The organism is Natrarchaeobius oligotrophus (assembly GCF_003841465.1).
GTDB classification, from domain to species: domain Archaea; phylum Halobacteriota; class Halobacteria; order Halobacteriales; family Natrialbaceae; genus Natrarchaeobius; species Natrarchaeobius oligotrophus.
The window spans coordinates 92,764-109,253 of sequence record NZ_REFZ01000011.1; the positions used below are offsets into that span (position 1 = coordinate 92,764).

Below are 16,490 nucleotides of genomic sequence, written 5' to 3' on the forward strand. Positions count from 1 at the left end.
CGACGCGGCCGTTTCCGATCGGTCGAACGGTACAAAAACGCGATCGTCGATCCGTTCTCGGTAGCAGATCCAACCGTCCGTCGATATCAATCCCAGAACGACTGGGTGCGCGCGTACTCGCGTTCTTTCGAGAGGATATCCCGGTAGAACTCGTCTTCGTCCTCTCGGAGTTTGTTGATGATCCGAGCGGCGTTGTGCGGGCCGACGCCTCGAGCCGCCATCGCGATCACGGCCTGCTTGCCGTGGCTCTGGACGAGGCTCGCGCTCCGGAACGCGCGTTCGGTCATCCGCTCCTGGTCGTCGTCTTTCTCCGCCGCGCGAACCGCCTGGACGACCTCGTCGGCCCACGGATTCAGCGCCGCGATCCGCGTCGATCCACACTCCGGACATTCGGGCCGTTCCCGGACTCGTTTGACTTTCGTCTTCACCTTCCACTCCGTACAGTGCGTACAGAGCAGGATCACCCGATCGTTTCGAATGCGCTCTCGAACCGTCTTGATGACGCTCGCGTCCGCGTTCTCTGGGGCGAGTAGTTCCGTCCCCGACGACCGGCCGTCCCGTCCGATCGGCGTTCGGCCGCGGTGGGTGACCATCTCGAGATCGCCCGACTGGATCCGCTCGAGAACCGCGCTCGCCCGCTCAACGGCCAGATCCTCGTGGAACACCTCGCGGATCGCCTCCTCGTACATCGGCGTTCCCTCGAGGGCGGCAAGCAGCCGTTCGTTCGACAGTCGACCGGAACCCTGCCAGCGCTTGAGCGCGCCGAACGAGGCCGACACCTGCGAGAGCCGAAAGGCCAGCGCGTCCGACCGCTTCAGACCGAGTTCGACGATCGTCTCGACGTGATCGGGATCGGTCTCCCGGAGGACGCCAACCACGTCCGACGTCCCGATCGAGTTCGGAACCTCGAGTTCGATCCGATAGGGATCGGTCTCGAGACCGACCGACGATCCGGCCCGCTGTCCCAGCAGCGCCGAGAGAACGCGTCCCAGCGTCTCGTTGGTCGCGTGGCCGAAACAGGCGTTCAGCACGACGCTTTTCCCCTGGCGCTCGAGAACGAGCCTGTTCGCCGTCGGCATCGGCGCGCCGGCGTCGATCTGGCGCTCGAGTTGCTCGCAGGCACCGGTGAGCGTCTGCTCGTCGGCGGGATAGCGGTTCGCGAGCTCGCGGCCGACGGCGCGAGCGCCCGCTCCCGTCTCGAGCTGTGGCTGGGCGACGGCGCGGATCTCGCCCACTTCGCCCGCCACCTCGTACGGGACCGGGATCTCCTGGCCGATCCAGGACGGCACCTCGCCGGCCGGATCCTCGATCGGGCTGACCTTGACGACGGCCTCGTCGTCGTCGATCTCCGCGATGCGCCACATCTCGCCGCGCTGGACGAACACCTCGCCGGGGCGGGCGAAATTGACGACGAACCGCTCGTCGAGCGTGCCGATCCGCGTGCTCGAGGCGATGTCGTGGACCTCGTAGGTCTCCTCGTCGGGGATCATCGAGAGGTTCGCGTAGACGTACTGCCAGGTGCCGCCCGAGGTCTCGATGCGATCTTCGTTCTCGTCGAACCAGACGATCCGGTTGCGGTGGAGCTCCGAGAGCACTTCCCTGAACGTCTCCTCCGCCAGATCGCGAAACGGATACGCGCCGGTCACGGCCTCGTAGGCCTCGTTGACGCGCGTCGAGCCGCGGCTGTGGACGATGCCCGGAATCTGGTTGGCCACCACGTCGAGGCTACCCTCGTGGATCGCCGCCGGCTCTACCTCGCCGGCACGGGCCCGGCGTGCGATCGCGAGCGCCTCGAACGTGTCGTCGGGTCGCGTCGTGACGATGGTCCCGCTCGAGACCTCGTCGCGGCGATGGCCCGCCCGGCCGATCCGCTGGAGGAGCCGGGTGACCTGGCGGGGACTCTTGTACTGGATCACGTGGTCGACTCGACCGACGTCGATCCCGAGTTCCATCGAGGACGTACAGAGCAGTCCGTCCAGCTCTCCAGATTTGAACCGGTTCTCGACGTCGATCCGGGCCTCCTTCGAGAGCGAGCCGTGGTGGACGCCGATCGGCAACTCGAGTTCGGTAAAGCGCGATCCCAGCGCCTCGGCGGTCTGGCGGGTGTTGACGAAGATCAGCGTCGACTCGTGGGCGTCGACGAGGTCGCGGATCAGTCGGACGTGACTCGCCGTCTCGGGCTCGGTCAGCAGCCGACCCGCGAGCGTCTCGTCCTCGTCGGTCACCTCGGGTTCGCGAACGGCGACGTCGACGTTGCTGCCGACGTCGATCTGTCGGATCTCGCAGGGACGCCCGCCGGTCAGAAACCGTCCGACCTCCGCCGGCTCGCCGACGGTCGCCGAGAGGCCGATCCGCTGGAAACCGCCGGACAGCTCCCGCAGTCGCTCGAGACCGACGGAAAGCTGTGCGCCGCGCTTCGAAGCCGCGAGTTCGTGAACCTCGTCGATCACGACGTGCGAGACGTCCGCCAGCGCCTCCCGCAGGCGCTCGCCCGTGAGCATCGCCTGCAGCGTCTCCGGCGTCGTGATCAGCACGTCGGGCGGATCCTCGGCCTGTTTACTTCGCTGGTACCGGGTCGTATCGCCGTGGCGAACGGCGACTTCGAGGTCGAGGTGGTTTCCCCACCACTCGAGGCGCTCTCGCATGTCGCGGTTGAGCGCCCGAAGCGGCGTGACGTAGAGCGCGCCGAACCCCTCCGGCGGCCCGTCGGAGACGAGGTGGTCGAAGACGGGCAACATCGCGGTCTCGGTCTTGCCGCTCCCGGTCGGCGCGATCACGAGGGTGTTCTCCCCGGCCGAAAGCGGCGGGATCGCCAATCGTTGCGGCCCCGTCGGGGTCGAGAATCCTCGTTCCGAGAGCGCGTCGCGCACCGTCGGTCCGAGGTGCGTGAACGCGGCGACGTCCCCCTCTGTCATCGCCGGCGTTAGGGGCGAACGGCGGATAAGCGACACGCTCTCGGTCGAGACCGGTTCGTCGTCCGGAGAGGGGAACGCGTCCTCTCGAGCCTCGAACAGAGGGATCGTCTCCGGGAACGATCGTCGTCAGTCCTCGTCTTCGTCGTCCGATTCGTCCGACGCCTCGTCGAGCAGATCCTCGACGTCCTCGTCGACGGTCAGTTCGCCCGGCTCGGCCGGTTCCTCCTGGATATCGTCCGTCGTTCGTTCGCCGATCTCCGCGGCCGACCGGTCGTTCGCGAGGTCGACGTTCGTCTCCTCGTCGCGCGTTCGCGTCCCGTCGGTTCCCACGCCGTCGCCCCCGTCCTGGGCTCCCACCGACAGGCCGTCGTCGTCCGATTCGTCGCCACCGATCGGGATCGTCTCCGGTTCGGTCGGAGCGGCAGTCGAAACGTGCTCTTCGACCGCCGAGGGAAGGATGCTCGTCGTTCGATCGCGGATCGCCTCGAGCGGTTCGTCGACGTCCAGACCGCGCGCGTACCGAGAGAGCGCGTACGCGACGGCGCTCGCGAGTGCGACGACGAGGAGGGCTCGAACGAGCCAACTTCTCGCGGACGTCTCCGGTGCGTCGGGTGGCGGATCGCGCGTCGGTGTGGAACCGGAACCGCCGGAAGATCGAAGGCGCATCGTGGAACGTTCCCCGTCGGTTCTGAAACCGGTTCGGGGTGCCCATGCAAGCGCTTCGAGTCCCGTTCGAGGCGGTCGAATTCACTCGCACGTCGCGGCGCGCTCGAATGACGTCGGCCGGCCCCCTCGAAACTCCGCGTTACCGACCGGTAAGAAATCGTTACTGTCAGGTACGACGTTCATATAAAGAAGGGAGAACGTTGCTCCTCGAGTCGATGAGAGACACGAGAGTGACGGTGAGGCGAGTAGCCGTCGTCGAACGCCGATTCGGGACGAATGCCCGATCGAACGCGAATCCGAGGAGGGCCGGCTGACATGGTCCGGCTACGCGACGCTGTCGCGGCGGGAGCGTTCGCCCTGTGTCTGCTCGGACTGCTCGTCGCTGCGGGAATCGGCGGCGTGAGTGCCGACGGCGCGTCGGACGCGCCAGCCGCCCACGTCGCTCCGTCCGACGGAGACGTCTCGGAGGAAGCGTACGTCGAGGCGGTTCCCGAGGAAGGTGACGCGTACTTCGAGGCGGAGGCGGACGACGGAAGCTGGATCAGCTACATCAATCCGAGAGACGAGTACCGGATGCCGTACCACGGCGACGGCTCCGGGAAGATCTGTGTGACGCTACTCAACGAGGCCGGCGAGCCGATCGTCGGCGAGTCCGTTCCGGAGACGACGGTGACGGTTCCGACCGGCGAGGAACTCGAGTGGCACTCCCACGCCGACCCGATGACGGTCGAGTATCCGCTGACGGACAACTACAACCGCCCGCTCGACGCGGACCAGTTCGGCACGAATCCGGACCTTCCCCAGGGCGACGGCTACCTCGACTCCCACTGCATCGAGATGCACGGCATCGACGAGAACGCCACCGTCGAGTACGGCGAAGCCCGGATCGACGGCGAGCACGCCGACCGGATCGAACTCGTCGGCTACGTCCAACAGGCTCACGACGCCTGGGACACCGACGTCGACCCCATCGAGGACGCCGAACCCTACGAGGAAGCCGGCGGCTGGACGTACCACCCCGACGGCTCCCACGGACAGGCCGTCGTCGTCCTCCAGCTCGAGGGCGAGGTCGAACCCGACGACTCGACCGACGACGGCGAACGGGACGCGCATTCCGACGAGATCGACTCCGACGACTCGACCGCCGTCGAGGGCAGCGAAACCGGGACGAACGAGTCCGGCGGCGACTCGGCCGATCGAACGGTCGGATTCGGCGCGCTCGTCGCCGCGCTCGCGCTTGCGGCCGTTGCACTTTCGCGAGCCGCGTTCGGCCGAACGCGATGAGGCCCGCTCGAGCCGTCTCGTCGTCGACCGCCCGCGCCCGTTCGAGCGATCGAATCCCGACGGAACGCCGGCGCGGGTCGAGCGCGAACCGCGGACGTTTTGAACGTCCGCGGTGGACGTTGCGGGGATGACGAACGCCTATTCGGACGACGGAGATCCGCTCGTTCCGATCGTCTGCGCCGAGTGCGGGACCCGCTCGCGCGTCGCGCTCTCGGAGCTGGCCGACTCGGTCGCCCGCCACAACGATCAGTTACACGACGGCGAGGAGGTCGCGCGGGTCGATCCGGACGTCGCGGACCGCATCGCCGACCTGATCGCCGAGGAGCTCGGGCTGCTCGAGGGTTCCTGATCGATCGACGTCAGTCGGCTCCGGACCGTCCGAGCGCTCCGTTCGCCCGCTCGAGCCACGACTCGAGGACTGCGCGCACTCCCTGCCGATCCCGACCGTCGGAGTCTCGATCGGTCACGAGCCCGTCCTGGTCGCTCGTCTCGTCCATCCTGACGTCGGGGCGTTTCGAGTCCATCGTCGCCACTTCTCGCGTCGGATCCCACACTGTTGGCCTTGCACGCGCGTGGTCGTCGAAAGAAGGCGGGGCGACGACCACCGGGTGAGGTTCGACGACGAGTCCCGCGGCCGGCGGGTGATTTATCGAAGTCGGGACGGTACACCTCACCGATGGCTCGCACGACTCACACCTGTACCTGCGGTGCGGTGTTGCGGTTCAGACAGGATCTTCGGAAAGAGGACGGAACCGCCGCACCCACGTGGAAGTGCACGGATTGCGGGACGCCCGTTCCGGGGATCGTCGCCGAGAAGATCACGCACCAGCATCCGTCCTGAGCGGTCGGAACCGGACCGTTCGGGGTAACGCCGCGGACCAGGAACGCATTTTACTTGACCGATCGGCGCGTACGCGACGGTATGTCCGTCGACACCCCGGAGTGGATGGAACCCGTCGACGTGGAGATTCTCGAGTTGATGCGGACCGAGGACGTGTTCGCGCCGAACCACGTCGAGGAGGCGGATATCTGTCGCGGTCCGCACGCGGCCTACCGCTGTCGCGAGCTAACCAAACGGGACCTCCTGAAGAAGTACGCGCCCGGGATGTACGACATCACCGACCGCGGCGAGCGGTTTCTCGACGGCGACCTCGAGGCGAGCGACCCCGAGTCGTCCGACGAGTGATCGCTGTCCGTTCCGTGCGAGCGAGCCCGGCCGCCGGTTTCGATCGAGTCAGGAGACGGACGCCGGCGGCCGCCGGTCGTCCCGTCCCCGATCCGTCCGGTCAGCGACGTCTTCTCCGCCGTCACCGTCTTCCTCGGACGTCGAGTCCGCGTCGCCGCGGGAGTCGGTGATCGCAGCGTCCGCGGGTCCCGACCCGTCGTCCAGGAGCGCGTCGATCACGTCCGTCGCCGCGGGCGCGTACAGCGGCCTGTTGTCGTTTCCACAGCGAGCGTCCATGAGGCAGGCCGGACAGCCCTCGTCGCGTCCGCACTCGCAGTCGACCATCAACTCTCGGGCGCGTCGGGCGACAGACTCGTACTCCTCGTAGATCCGCCGGGAGAACCCGAGCCCACCCTCGACGCCGTCGTAGACGAACCAGCCGCTCGCGTCGGAGCCGTCGGGGAGACGGTTCGTCGCCAGCCCGCCGAGGTCGTTCGAGTCGACCGTCAACTCGAGCGGCGAGACGGCGATCATCGCGTGCTCGATGGCGTGAATTCCGCCCAGGTAGCCGTGAAGTCGCGGCGGGAGATCCGCGCACTCGTCGTTGCGGTAGCCGCTGTGGCGACGCTCGACGGCGCGTTCGACGCCCGGCGGCACCCGGACCCAGCACGTCTGCGTTCGCATCTCGAGCGGCGGAACGCTGGTGTCGAGGCCGGCCTCGATCGTTTCTCCCGAGGCCACGTCGCGTTTCGCGTACGTCTCGTAGCGGACGGTGACGGTGGCGTACCCCCAGTTGAGTTCGAATCCGCCGACGGTCCGCGACTCCCGCACCTCGGGATCGTAGATCGACACCCGCCGCTGGGACTGCGTGTAGTAGTCGACGTCGACGGCTTCGAGTTCGACGTACGGCTGCGGTCCGTCCTCGCGAAACTCCCGAACCTGGTACTGCTCGCCGCGGTGGAGCACCGTCGCGCCCTCGTGATAGTCTCGATAGGCACGGGCGCGTCCGATCGATTCGTGATCGATCGACTCGTCGCCGACGGCGCGGACGTCGAACGAATCGCCGCCCGACGCGTAGAGGTTCACCCGGTTCTGCGGCCGATCGCGGTAGGCGTAGGTCACGCCGCCCGCGAGCGATCCCTCGAGGTCGCCCGTCCGGCGACCGTACTCGACGGCCCGCTCGAGCCGTTCGGGACCGCCGAGCAGATCCGCGTCGTCGCGAGTGATCGGAAGCTCCCGGGCGGCGCACTCGACGTGTTTCAGGTACACCGGGTTGTTCTCGAGGTCGACGACCGCGTCCTCGTGGGAGCCCCCGAGGACGTACTCGGGGTGACGGAGCACGTACCGGTCGAGCGTCGCGTGACGCGGGACGAACGCCGAGAGCGCGTCGCGCCGACCGCGGCCGGATCGACCGAGTCGCTGCCAGAACGCGTGGCGCGAGCCGGGGTAACCGAGCAGGACGGTGCCGTCAATCCCGCCGACGTCGATGCCGACCTCGAGCGCGCTCGTCGTCGCGACGCCGTCGAGCGAGCCGGCAGCGAGCCCCCGTTCGGTCTCCCGGCGGGCGCGCTTGCCGTGTCCCGCGTTGTAGGACTCGAGACGGGTCGATTTGCGGTACGGAAGCGATGGATTCTCCAGGAACTCCGTCGCCCGTTCGATCGCCAGTTCGGTCTGCTTTCTCGAGTCGCAAAACAGCAGCGAGGGAACGTCGTGGTAACAGAGGTGCGCCCAGAGTTCGGGCGCTTCGACCGTCGCCGGTCGGCCCGGTGACCAGTCGTCGGCCGATCCCCGCGTTCCGCCCGCACGCTCGGCGACGTCACCGTCGCCGCCGTCCGACGGCGGCTCCCAGAAGACGAGGTGGCGTCGACCCCGCGGGGAGCCGTCGTCGTCGATCACCGTCGCCGGCTGGCCGGTCAGCGCGCGAGCGTGTTCGCCGGGGTTGCCGATCGTCGCGCTCGTCAGGACGAACCGGGGGTCGCCGCCGTACCAGTCGATCACCCGACGGGCGCGCCTGACGATCCACGCGGCGTGCATGCCGCTGATCCCCGTCCAGGCGTGTGCCTCGTCGATGACGAACAGCGAGCAGTTCGCGTGAAACGTCGTCCAGCGGTGGTGACCGTCGAGGTACTGGTTCAGCCCGGCGACGTTCGTCACGACGACGTTCGCGTTCTCGCGGATGCGCGTCTTCTCGTCGGGACCGGTGTCGCCGTCGTAGACGCCGACGGAAACGTCGAGTCCGAGTTCGTCGAACAGCGCCTCGAGTTCGCGTTCCTGGTCGCGGCTGAGCGCCTTGGTCGGGTAGACGATCAGCGCGCGAACGTCGGGGTTCTCGCGGTACCGACGTGCGATCTCGAGGCCGTAGACGTACGTCTTTCCCGACGCCGTCGAGGTGGCGACGCAGACGTTCTCGCCATCCTCGAGCGCGAACAGCGCTTCGGCCTGGTGGCTCCAGAGATCGACGTCGAGATTCGCCGCGAGGTCGGCCGGCAGCGCGTCGTCCGCGGGGACCGTTCGAGCCGATCTGGCCGGCAGCGCGAACCGATCGCTGAGCTGGCCGCGATACCGGCCAGCGGGGTACGTCTCGACGAGATCGTCTGCGTCGAGCGCGAGCGGGTCCGCGGATCGATCTCCGCCGTCGCGCTCGGTCCGTTCGTCGGCGTCGTTCGCGGTCGCTCGAGCGTCCCTCGTCGTCCGATCGTCGGCGTCGTTCGATGTCATGGTGGATCGTCGGTCGGCGTCTCGATCAGCCGTCGTCCGCTCTCGCGGTCGATCGTCTTCCCGTTCGGTAGTCGGTCAGAACTCCGCGAGTCCGCTCTGTCTCGTCGATTCGTCGTCGGGTTCCGCGCTTCGGTCCGGCTGCGTCGGCTCCACCGGCTCAGCGTCGACGATCGCCTCGTAGATGGCGGCCAGTTCGCGTACGTCGGCCTCGCAGTATCGACGTGCCCGGTTCCAGTCGATCTCGGGTACCGGCTCGGATTTGCGGGCCGACGCCGCGGTCGCCGACGCGTTCGTCCCCTCCCTGCCGGACGAGTGCTCGAGAAAGCGGCGGAGTCGCGACGCGAGCGCCTTCCCGTCGATAGCCGCGATGTCCCCGCCGCGGTCGCACCCCAGCGCGGCGGCGACGTCCTCGAGGCGGTTCGTCCGGCCCGGCAGAACGGCGTTGTTCCGCCGGACCGCCCAGTCGTAGGGGTCGACTTTCGAGACGTCGTCGGTCCAGAACTCGCGGTACTCGGGCGCGTACCGGGCGACGAATCGTCCGAGGTGCTCGAAGTCGAACGCGTGGCCGTTCCAGGCGACAAGCGACGGCTCGTCGTACTCGGCGGCGAGCCAAGAGACGAACGCGCGCGTCGCCGATCCGGGATCGTCCCGCGCGGGCATCTCGTCGAGGAAGTCGACGTACGTCTCCCGGTCTGGATCGTAGGTCCCGATCAACCAGATGACCGTCGGCTGCAGGCCGTCGGTCTCGACGTCGACGAACAGCGGCGACCGGCCGGCGGGCGGAACGGGTTCGTCCGTCCGACGCACGACGCGCGATCCGGCGAGCGCGCGGGCGCTGGCCCGAATCGTTCGCGCGGTGGACGCGCCGACGCCCCGAACCGAGCGCAGCTCCGCGAGCGACGCCGCCGCGAGATCGGTCCGCGATTCGTAGCCGCTCGCCCGGAGATGATCCGCCGTCTTCGGTCCGACTCCGGTCACCGCGGCGAGTCCGAATCGATCGGCCGGGACGGACGAGGTCGCGACCGACCCGTTTTGGCCGAGCGTCGAGGTCGCGAGTTCGACCGCGCCCGAGCGAGGGATCGGCCCGATCCCCCGGACCCGCAGCCGAACCCGTCGCCCGTCGATGCGGGCGGTCCAGACGTGATCGTAGTTCGCCGGAAGCGATCCGCTGCAGAACGTCGTCTCGGCATCGGCGCTCGATCGGTCCTGGTACCGTGCGATCTCCTCGAGGCCGTCGAGCGTCGCATCCAGCGAGACGCGGTTGCGACCGATCTGGAGCGCGTCGCAGACGACGTAGTCGGCGTCCTCGGGAACGTCGTCCTCGAGCAACGAGAGCGAATCCGCGAACGCGACCGTCACCCCGTCGATCGTCTCCGCGCGCGCAGTCGCGGGTCCGGCGGCAGAGACGACCGGCCCGTCGAACGCCCGGCGGAGCCGGCTGACGATCCTCGCGTCCGTCCCCTCGCGAATCGCGTAGACGAGATCCGGCGCGAAGTGCCCGAGCACGTCGCGGACGACGGAGTCGCTCCCGTCGGGGAGCGCGTCACACCGGAGCGCGAGCAGTGACGGACCGCCGCCGGTTGCCATACCGGCCCGGTGACGGCGGCCGACTATAAGGCTTCGTGGTCCTCGAGGAAGGAGACGAGTTCGTCCCCGCCGACGAATCCGTCGGTCAGGCTGGCGATCGGCTCGCCGTCCTCGAACAGCACGAGCGTCGGAACCGACGAGACGTCGAAGCGCTCGACCAGCGGGAGGTCGTCGCCGGGGTTGACCATTCCGACCGGAACGCCCGTCTCGCGGGCGACGTTGCCGAGCACCGGCTCCATCGCCTGGCACTTCGAACAGCCGCTCGTGTAGAACTCGACGAGCGCGACGTCTCGGCCGACGACGAATTCGTCGAGATCGTCGCCGTCCGCGAGCCAAGCGGGTTTGGCGGCGTCTTCCATACTCGCGATAGCGTTCGCAGGGGGAAAGACGCCACGGTGGATCGCGTTCGATCCACGGAGTGGCACGTTCGATGTGGTGAGGGTCGCATTCGGTTCTCGTCCAGCGGTGGTGACGACGGCTGAGCCTCGCGTCGGTCCGACGCGAACGACCGCGTGCGCCGACGGCCGCGTCCCGTTACGCTTTACCCGCACGGGCCCGAATCGAGGCTCAATGACTGCCCAGACCGTCCAGCAGGGCGACCTCGTGACCGTCATCGGACTCGAGGTCCACGTCCAGCTGGAGACCGACACGAAGATCTTCTGTGGCTGTTCGACCGAACAGACCGACGAGCCGAACGAGAACGTCTGTCCGGTCTGTCTCGGCTTGCCGGGCTCGCTGCCCGTGCTCAACGAGGCGGCCGTCGAAGCCGCCGTCAAGATCGGCAAAGCGATCGACGCCGACATTCCCGAGGAGACGCGCTTTCACCGCAAGAACTACTACTACCCCGACCTGCCCAAGAACTTCCAGATCACCCAGTACGACGAGCCGATCTGTGCAGACGGCGAACTCGAAGTCGCCGTCGAGGGCACCCGGCGCACGATCACGATCGAGCGGGCCCACCTCGAGGAGGATCCGGGGAGTCTCCAGCACGTCGGCGGCGGCATCGACACCGCCGACTACACGCTCGTGAACTACAACCGCGCCGGCACGCCGCTGATGGAGATCGTCACGGCCCCGGACTTTCGCAGTCCGGACGAGGTGCGGGCGTTCCTCGCGGAGCTGGAGGAGGTCCTCGAGTACCTGGGCGTCTTCGACGCCGAGCGCGACGGCAGCCTCCGAATCGATGCCAACCTCTCGATCATCCCCGACGAGGAGATCGACGGCGACGGAGACGAGATCGGCGAAGAGGCGCTCGCGGCCGCAAACCGGACCGAGGTCAAGAACATCTCGAGTCACAAGGGCGCCCAGAAGGCGCTTGCCTACGAGGAGACGCGCCAGAAGAACGCCATCCAGCGCGGCCGCGCGGTCGAACAGGAGACGCGCCACTGGGACGAAGCGCGCGGCATCACGGTCTCGATGCGCTCGAAAGAGGAGGAAAAGGATTACCGCTACTTCGAGGAGGCCGACCTCCCGCCGCTTCGAGTCTCGGGCTGGAAGGACGAGATCGCCATTCCGGAGCTGCCGTCGGCCCGTCGCGAGCGGTTCCGCGCGGAGTACGACCTGGACGAGGAGGCCGCTTCGAAGCTGACGTCGACGAAGCAGGTGGCGGACTTCTACGAGACCGTCGCGAGCGAGTTCGATCCCGACCTCGCCGCGACGTGGGTCGCGGACAACCTGCTCGGCGAACTCAACTACCGCGACATGGAGATCGTCGGGATCGAGGGTCGACTCGAGGAGGTCACCCGGCTGGTCGAACTCGTCGCGACAGACGAGATCACGGCGAAAAACGCCCGCGAGACGGTTCTCCGGTCGATGCTCGACGACGGCCGAACCCCCGACGAGGTCGTCGCCGAGGAGGGGCTCGGAAAGACCGACGAGGACGACGTCCAGGAGGCGGTCGTCGAGGCGATCGACGAAAACCCCGACGCGGTCGCCGACTACGAAGCGGGCGAGGACGGTGCGATCAACTTCCTCGTCGGCCAGGTCATGCAAAAGACCGGCGGCAGCGCCGACCCCGGCGACGTCAACCAGCTGCTGCGGGCCGAACTCGAGGGCTAACATGGACCGCATCGTGCTTGGCAACGAGGAGTTCGAGGGGCGCAACAACGCGTACGTCCTCGTCGACGAGGGGACCGACGACCTCGCGCTCGTCGACACCGGCGTCTCGACCCCCGAAATTCGCTCGGACCTCGAGAAGGGCCTCGCGGCGCGCGGCTACGAGTTCGCGGACGTCGACGACGTCGTCCTCACGCACTTTCACGTCGATCACGCCGGGCTGGCCGGCGAGATTCAGGCCGAAAGCGACGCGACGGTCTACGTCCACGAGGCCGACGCACCGCTGATCGAGGCGGAGCCCGACGCCGTCGCTGCACTCGACGAGCGCCGGCGCGACCTCCTCGAGGCGTGGGGTGTTCCCGACGGGCCGAAAGACGAACTGCTGGCGCTGCTCGAGGGTGCGCGGGCGATCGAAGGCGAGCCGGCGGACGCGACGCCGATCGAGGACGGAACCGTCCTCGAAGTCGGCGGCACGACGCTCGAGACGGTCCACGCGCCGGGACACGCCGCCGGCCTCTGCTGTTTCGAGATCGTAGACGGGAGCAACGGTCGCGCGGCCGACGGCGGGAGCGAGCCGGGTTCGGAGGCGTTCGTTGGTGACGCGATCCTCCCCGTCTACACGCCGAACGTGGGCGGGGCGGACGTCCGGGTCGACCGCCCGCTCGAGAAGTACCTCGCGACGCTCCGGCGGATCGCCGGGCAAGAGTACGACCGCGTCTGGCCGGGCCACCGCGATCCGATCGACGATCCCGCCGGTCGGGCGATGACGATCCTCGAACACCACCGCGAGCGGACCGGCAACGTCCTCGACGTCCTCCGCGAACACGGCCCCGCCGACGCCTGGACGGTCAGCGCTCACCTCTTCGGCGATCTCGAGGGGATCCACATCGTCCACGGACCCGGCGAAGCGTACGCCCACCTCGACCACCTGCGTCACGAGGAGATCGTCGAGATCGAAGACGAGGAGTACCGTCTGGTCGCGGACGACGTCGATCTCGAGGAACTCGTGTCCGAGACGGGCTGAACTTCGGGTAGCCGATTCGATGCCGACTCGGACGCGTTCTCTCGAGCGGCCCGCCGTCCTCGCTGATACTGCCGGCCACAACGATACGTGTGAGTCCGTCGACGAATGGGTATGGTCAGAGCCTCGACGGTCGTGATCCTCGCGGGGATCGCGTTGCTGTTCGTTCCGATTCCGCCGGTCGCGACGATCCTCGGCGTCCTTACGATCGTCGTGGGCGTCGGTCTCAGACTCCTTACCGATCTGTGAGAGCAGCGCCAGCCGCGAAAGGCGGTTTCGGCGTTCGCCGGGTCAGCGGCCGTATCTCGCGTCACGGCCCGCTCGAGCGGAGAGCGACAGGGCCGTGGAGACACCGGCGGACTCGCGCTTTCGAACGTCGTGTGCGGCGTGGTCCGACAGCGCAGAATTCGCCACAGACAGCGTGGAATTCGATACCGACTTTCGCGGTGGAAGCCGTCGAGCACGCTGTCGTACGATACTGTCCGTTAGTACCGGCACACCCGCGACCCGGGCGGCGGGTGTGCCGGTACATCGGTACAGCAATCCGTATCAGTGAGTTCGTGGTGAGAGTCACCGGAGCTGTCAACCGTGTGAACGCTTTATCGGGTTCGCAGGTGTGGAGAGAACGGACCATGAAGGCATTCGTCATGGAAGAGATCGGCGAGACGGGGATCACGGAGAAAGCGCGTCCCGAACCGGGACCGACGGACGCGATCTTGAAACCGACGAAGGGGTTGATCTGCACGTCGGATTGTCACACCGTCCACGGTGCGGTCGGCGAGCGCGAAGACCTCACGCTCGGCCACGAGGTAGTCGGCGTCGTGGACGAGGTGGGCGACTCCGTCACTGACTTCGACGCCGGCGACCGGGTCGCGGTCGGCGCGATCACTCCCGACTGGCACTCGAAAGCCGCACAGGACGGCCACCCGTCCCAGTCCAATCAGGCGCTGGGCGGGTGGAAGTTCGCGAACGTGAAAGACGGGACGTTCGCGGAATACGCCCACGTAAACGACGCGGACGGGAACCTCGCACACATCCCCGACGACGTCAGCGACCACGAAGCGGTGTACACCGCGGACATGATGTCGACCGGATTCGCCGCCGCGGAGAACGCGGACGTTCCGGTCGGCGGTCGAGTTGTCGTCTTCGCACAGGGTCCGGTCGGGTTGATGGCCACCAAAGGTGCGGCGTTACAGGGTGCCGGAGAGATAATCGCCGTCGAAACCGTCGACGCGCGACAGGAACTCGCCGTGGAGTACGGCGCGGATCACGTGGTCGATTTCCAGGAAGGAGATCCGGTCGAGCAGATCATGGAACTGACCGACGGAGAGGGCGTCGACGCGGCCATCGAGGCGCTGGGCACGGACCGGACGTTACAGGACTGTATCAAGGTCGTGAAACCGGGAGGGACCGTCTCGAACGTCGGCTACCACGGCGACGGCGAGTTTCGTCGCATTCCCCGCGAGGAGTGGGGCGTCGGAATGGCCGAAATCGACATCGTGACCGACCTGTGTCCGGGTGGACGCCTGCGCATCGAACGGCTGTTGCGATTGCTCCAGACCGACCGTGTCGATCCGACCCACATGACGACACACGAGTTCGACTTCGCGGCGATCGAGGACGCGTTCGAGATGATGGACGAGAAAGCAAACGGCATCATCAAACCGCTCATCCACTTCGACTGATCGCCACGCGCTCGAGACGGGTTCGGACGTCGAACTCGTCGTTCGAGCTGCCGTTAGGCCCTCGATTTTAGCCGCACCGGTCCGAAGGACCGGTATGACGAACGTTCCGCGAGCCGTCGTCGTCGGCGGTGGACTGGCCGGACTCGTCGCCGCGCGTCACCTCGCCGCCGGTGGTCTCGAGGTAACGCTTCTCGAGCGCCGCGATGCGGTCGGCGGACGAGTTCGAACGCGCGAGCGCGACGGATATCGCTTCGACCGCGGATTCCAGGTTCTGTTCACCGCCTACCCCGCGGTCCGCCGGGAACTCGACCTCGAGTCGCTGGCGCTGTGCCGGTACGATCCGGGGGCGACGATCGCCCGGCCGGGACGGCGCTCGACGCTCGTCGATCCGCTCCGTCGACCGCGCGCGACAGCGAAGACGCTGGCCGCGCGGGACGTCTCGACGACGGACAAGGTCCGGGTCGCGGCGCTTCGGTGGCGACTCGGACGAGCCGATCCCGAGACGCTCTTCACCGGCGAGGACGAGTCGATCGAACGGTACCTGCGCGAACGGGGATTTTCCGAACGGTTCCTCGAGAACTTCGCCCGCCCGTTCTACGGCGGGATCACCCTCGATCGGTCGCTGTCGACCTCGAGTCGAGTGTTCGAGTACACGTTCCGTGCGCTCGCGACGGGCGACGTCGCGGTTCCGGCGGCCGGGATGGGCGCGGTTGCGGAACAACTGGCCGAGCGGGTCGAAGATGCGGGCGCAACGATCGAAACCGGCGTACCGGTCGAGTCGGTTGCGAGCGACGGGGTCGGTACGGACGGAGCGGCGAACGCGACCGTCGTCGCCGACGGTCGGACGATCGACGCGGATGCGGTCGTCGTTGCGACTGATCCGCCGACGGCTCGATCGCTGACCGGAGTGACCGACGTTCCGACCGACGCGCGGTCCTGTCTCACCCAGTACTACGGGGTACCGGAAGAATCGGCGCTGGGCGGGGAAAAGCGGCTCCTGTTGAATCCGACGGACGACGGCCCGAACCACGTCGTTCCCCACAGCGCCGTCGCGCCGTCGCACGCGCCGGAAGGACGGACGCTGTTCAGCGCGACGTACCTGGGAACGCGCGAGGAGACCGACGAGGAACTGACCGAGACGACGCGTCGCACGCTCGAGTCGTGGTTTCCAGGCCGACCGTTCGACGACCTCGAGCGACTCCACACGGACCGCATCGAGTTCGCACAGTTCGCACAGCCACCGGGAATCCACGAGCGACTCCCCGGCGTGCGGGATCCGGACGGATCGATCTATCTGGCCGGCGAGTACACCCGCTGGTCGTCGATTCAGGGAGCGATGGAAAGCGGCCGGGACGCAGCGCGGGCGGTCGCGAGAGATCTGTCCGCGTGACTTC

The 16,490-nt window shown here is 67.7% G+C and carries 15 protein-coding genes; 9 read left to right on the forward strand and 6 right to left on the reverse strand.

The window, feature by feature from the left end; genetic code table 11:
- Nucleotides 1-86: 86 nt before the first annotated feature.
- Both EA472_RS15470 and EA472_RS15475 read right to left on the reverse strand, forming a co-directional pair.
- Nucleotides 87-2,915 carry a DEAD/DEAH box helicase gene (locus tag EA472_RS15470; RefSeq protein WP_124192418.1) on the reverse strand — a complete coding sequence of 943 codons (2,829 nt, stop codon included), beginning with the start codon at nt 2,913-2,915 and terminating at the stop codon, nt 87-89.
- Between the two features lie 126 nt (nt 2,916-3,041).
- Nucleotides 3,042-3,581 carry a hypothetical protein gene (locus EA472_RS15475; protein ID WP_124192419.1) on the reverse strand — a complete coding sequence of 180 codons (540 nt, stop codon included), beginning with the start codon at nt 3,579-3,581 and terminating at the stop codon, nt 3,042-3,044.
- Between the two features lie 315 nt (nt 3,582-3,896).
- On the opposite strand from EA472_RS15475, the gene EA472_RS15480 reads away from it, so the two are divergent.
- Together EA472_RS15480 and EA472_RS15485 are read left to right on the forward strand one after the other, a co-directional pair.
- Nucleotides 3,897-4,865 carry a PGF-CTERM sorting domain-containing protein gene (locus EA472_RS15480; RefSeq protein ID WP_124192420.1) on the forward strand — a complete coding sequence of 323 codons (969 nt, stop codon included), beginning with the start codon at nt 3,897-3,899 and terminating at the stop codon, nt 4,863-4,865.
- A gap of 127 nt (nt 4,866-4,992) precedes the next feature.
- A complete protein-coding gene (locus EA472_RS15485) occupies nt 4,993-5,214 on the forward strand; it encodes a hypothetical protein (RefSeq protein ID WP_124192421.1) in 222 nt (73 codons plus the stop codon).
- Nucleotides 5,215-5,224: 10 nt separating this feature from the next.
- On the opposite strand, the gene EA472_RS22555 is transcribed toward EA472_RS15485, so the two are convergent.
- Nucleotides 5,225-5,389 carry a hypothetical protein gene (locus tag EA472_RS22555; RefSeq protein WP_165874914.1) on the reverse strand — a complete coding sequence of 55 codons (165 nt, stop codon included), beginning with the start codon at nt 5,387-5,389 and terminating at the stop codon, nt 5,225-5,227.
- 152 nt (nt 5,390-5,541) lie between these two features.
- On the opposite strand from EA472_RS22555, the gene EA472_RS22560 reads away from it, so the two are divergent.
- Both EA472_RS22560 and EA472_RS15490 read left to right on the forward strand, forming a co-directional pair.
- Nucleotides 5,542-5,706 carry a hypothetical protein gene (locus EA472_RS22560; RefSeq protein ID WP_165874915.1) on the forward strand — a complete coding sequence of 55 codons (165 nt, stop codon included), beginning with the start codon at nt 5,542-5,544 and terminating at the stop codon, nt 5,704-5,706.
- A gap of 81 nt (nt 5,707-5,787) precedes the next feature.
- Nucleotides 5,788-6,051, forward strand: coding sequence for a hypothetical protein (locus EA472_RS15490; protein ID WP_124192422.1), 264 nt, complete (start codon nt 5,788-5,790; stop codon nt 6,049-6,051).
- A gap of 48 nt (nt 6,052-6,099) precedes the next feature.
- On the opposite strand, the gene EA472_RS15495 is transcribed toward EA472_RS15490, so the two are convergent.
- From EA472_RS15495 to EA472_RS15505, 3 genes are all read right to left on the reverse strand, one after another.
- Nucleotides 6,100-8,748, reverse strand: a complete 2,649-nt coding sequence (locus EA472_RS15495) for a DEAD/DEAH box helicase (RefSeq protein ID WP_124192423.1) — start codon at nt 8,746-8,748, stop codon at nt 6,100-6,102.
- Between the two features lie 75 nt (nt 8,749-8,823).
- On the reverse strand, nt 8,824-10,335 hold the full coding sequence (locus EA472_RS15500; RefSeq protein ID WP_124192424.1) for a ribonuclease H-like domain-containing protein: 1,512 nt from the start codon (nt 10,333-10,335) through the stop codon (nt 8,824-8,826).
- Nucleotides 10,336-10,358: 23 nt separating this feature from the next.
- Nucleotides 10,359-10,694, reverse strand: a complete 336-nt coding sequence (locus tag EA472_RS15505; RefSeq protein WP_124192425.1) for a thioredoxin family protein — start codon at nt 10,692-10,694, stop codon at nt 10,359-10,361.
- Nucleotides 10,695-10,905: 211 nt separating this feature from the next.
- Between EA472_RS15505 and gatB the strand changes: the two genes are divergently transcribed.
- The 5 genes from gatB to EA472_RS15530 all read left to right on the forward strand — a co-directional run bounded on the left by gatB (nt 10,906) and on the right by EA472_RS15530 (nt 16,486).
- Nucleotides 10,906-12,393 carry an Asp-tRNA(Asn)/Glu-tRNA(Gln) amidotransferase subunit GatB gene (gatB, locus tag EA472_RS15510; protein WP_124192426.1) on the forward strand — a complete coding sequence of 496 codons (1,488 nt, stop codon included), beginning with the start codon at nt 10,906-10,908 and terminating at the stop codon, nt 12,391-12,393.
- A gap of 1 nt (nt 12,394) precedes the next feature.
- Nucleotides 12,395-13,414, forward strand: a complete 1,020-nt coding sequence (locus EA472_RS15515; protein WP_124192427.1) for an MBL fold metallo-hydrolase — start codon at nt 12,395-12,397, stop codon at nt 13,412-13,414.
- A gap of 111 nt (nt 13,415-13,525) precedes the next feature.
- On the forward strand, nt 13,526-13,660 hold the full coding sequence (locus EA472_RS15520) for a transporter (protein WP_124192428.1): 135 nt from the start codon (nt 13,526-13,528) through the stop codon (nt 13,658-13,660).
- Between the two features lie 383 nt (nt 13,661-14,043).
- Nucleotides 14,044-15,096, forward strand: a complete 1,053-nt coding sequence (locus EA472_RS15525; RefSeq protein WP_124192429.1) for a zinc-binding dehydrogenase — start codon at nt 14,044-14,046, stop codon at nt 15,094-15,096.
- 94 nt (nt 15,097-15,190) lie between these two features.
- Nucleotides 15,191-16,486 carry an NAD(P)/FAD-dependent oxidoreductase gene (locus EA472_RS15530; RefSeq protein ID WP_124192430.1) on the forward strand — a complete coding sequence of 432 codons (1,296 nt, stop codon included), beginning with the start codon at nt 15,191-15,193 and terminating at the stop codon, nt 16,484-16,486.
- Nucleotides 16,487-16,490: the final 4 nt, after the last annotated feature.

Bases quoted from the DNA above. Each gene is read 5' to 3' on its own strand.
- EA472_RS15470 (WP_124192418.1), bottom strand. From the start codon at position 2,915: ATGACAGAGGGGGACGTCGCCGCGTTCACGCACCTCGGACCGACGGTG.
- EA472_RS15475 (WP_124192419.1), bottom strand. From the start codon at position 3,581: ATGCGCCTTCGATCTTCCGGCGGTTCCGGTTCCACACCGACGCGCGAT.
- EA472_RS15480 (WP_124192420.1), top strand. From the start codon at position 3,897: ATGGTCCGGCTACGCGACGCTGTCGCGGCGGGAGCGTTCGCCCTGTGT.
- EA472_RS15485 (WP_124192421.1), top strand. From the start codon at position 4,993: ATGACGAACGCCTATTCGGACGACGGAGATCCGCTCGTTCCGATCGTC.
- EA472_RS22555 (WP_165874914.1), bottom strand. From the start codon at position 5,389: ATGGACTCGAAACGCCCCGACGTCAGGATGGACGAGACGAGCGACCAG.
- EA472_RS22560 (WP_165874915.1), top strand. From the start codon at position 5,542: ATGGCTCGCACGACTCACACCTGTACCTGCGGTGCGGTGTTGCGGTTC.
- EA472_RS15490 (WP_124192422.1), top strand. From the start codon at position 5,788: ATGTCCGTCGACACCCCGGAGTGGATGGAACCCGTCGACGTGGAGATT.
- EA472_RS15495 (WP_124192423.1), bottom strand. From the start codon at position 8,748: ATGACATCGAACGACGCCGACGATCGGACGACGAGGGACGCTCGAGCG.
- EA472_RS15500 (WP_124192424.1), bottom strand. From the start codon at position 10,335: ATGGCAACCGGCGGCGGTCCGTCACTGCTCGCGCTCCGGTGTGACGCG.
- EA472_RS15505 (WP_124192425.1), bottom strand. From the start codon at position 10,694: ATGGAAGACGCCGCCAAACCCGCTTGGCTCGCGGACGGCGACGATCTC.
- gatB (WP_124192426.1), top strand. From the start codon at position 10,906: ATGACTGCCCAGACCGTCCAGCAGGGCGACCTCGTGACCGTCATCGGA.
- EA472_RS15515 (WP_124192427.1), top strand. From the start codon at position 12,395: ATGGACCGCATCGTGCTTGGCAACGAGGAGTTCGAGGGGCGCAACAAC.
- EA472_RS15520 (WP_124192428.1), top strand. From the start codon at position 13,526: ATGGTCAGAGCCTCGACGGTCGTGATCCTCGCGGGGATCGCGTTGCTG.
- EA472_RS15525 (WP_124192429.1), top strand. From the start codon at position 14,044: ATGAAGGCATTCGTCATGGAAGAGATCGGCGAGACGGGGATCACGGAG.
- EA472_RS15530 (WP_124192430.1), top strand. From the start codon at position 15,191: ATGACGAACGTTCCGCGAGCCGTCGTCGTCGGCGGTGGACTGGCCGGA.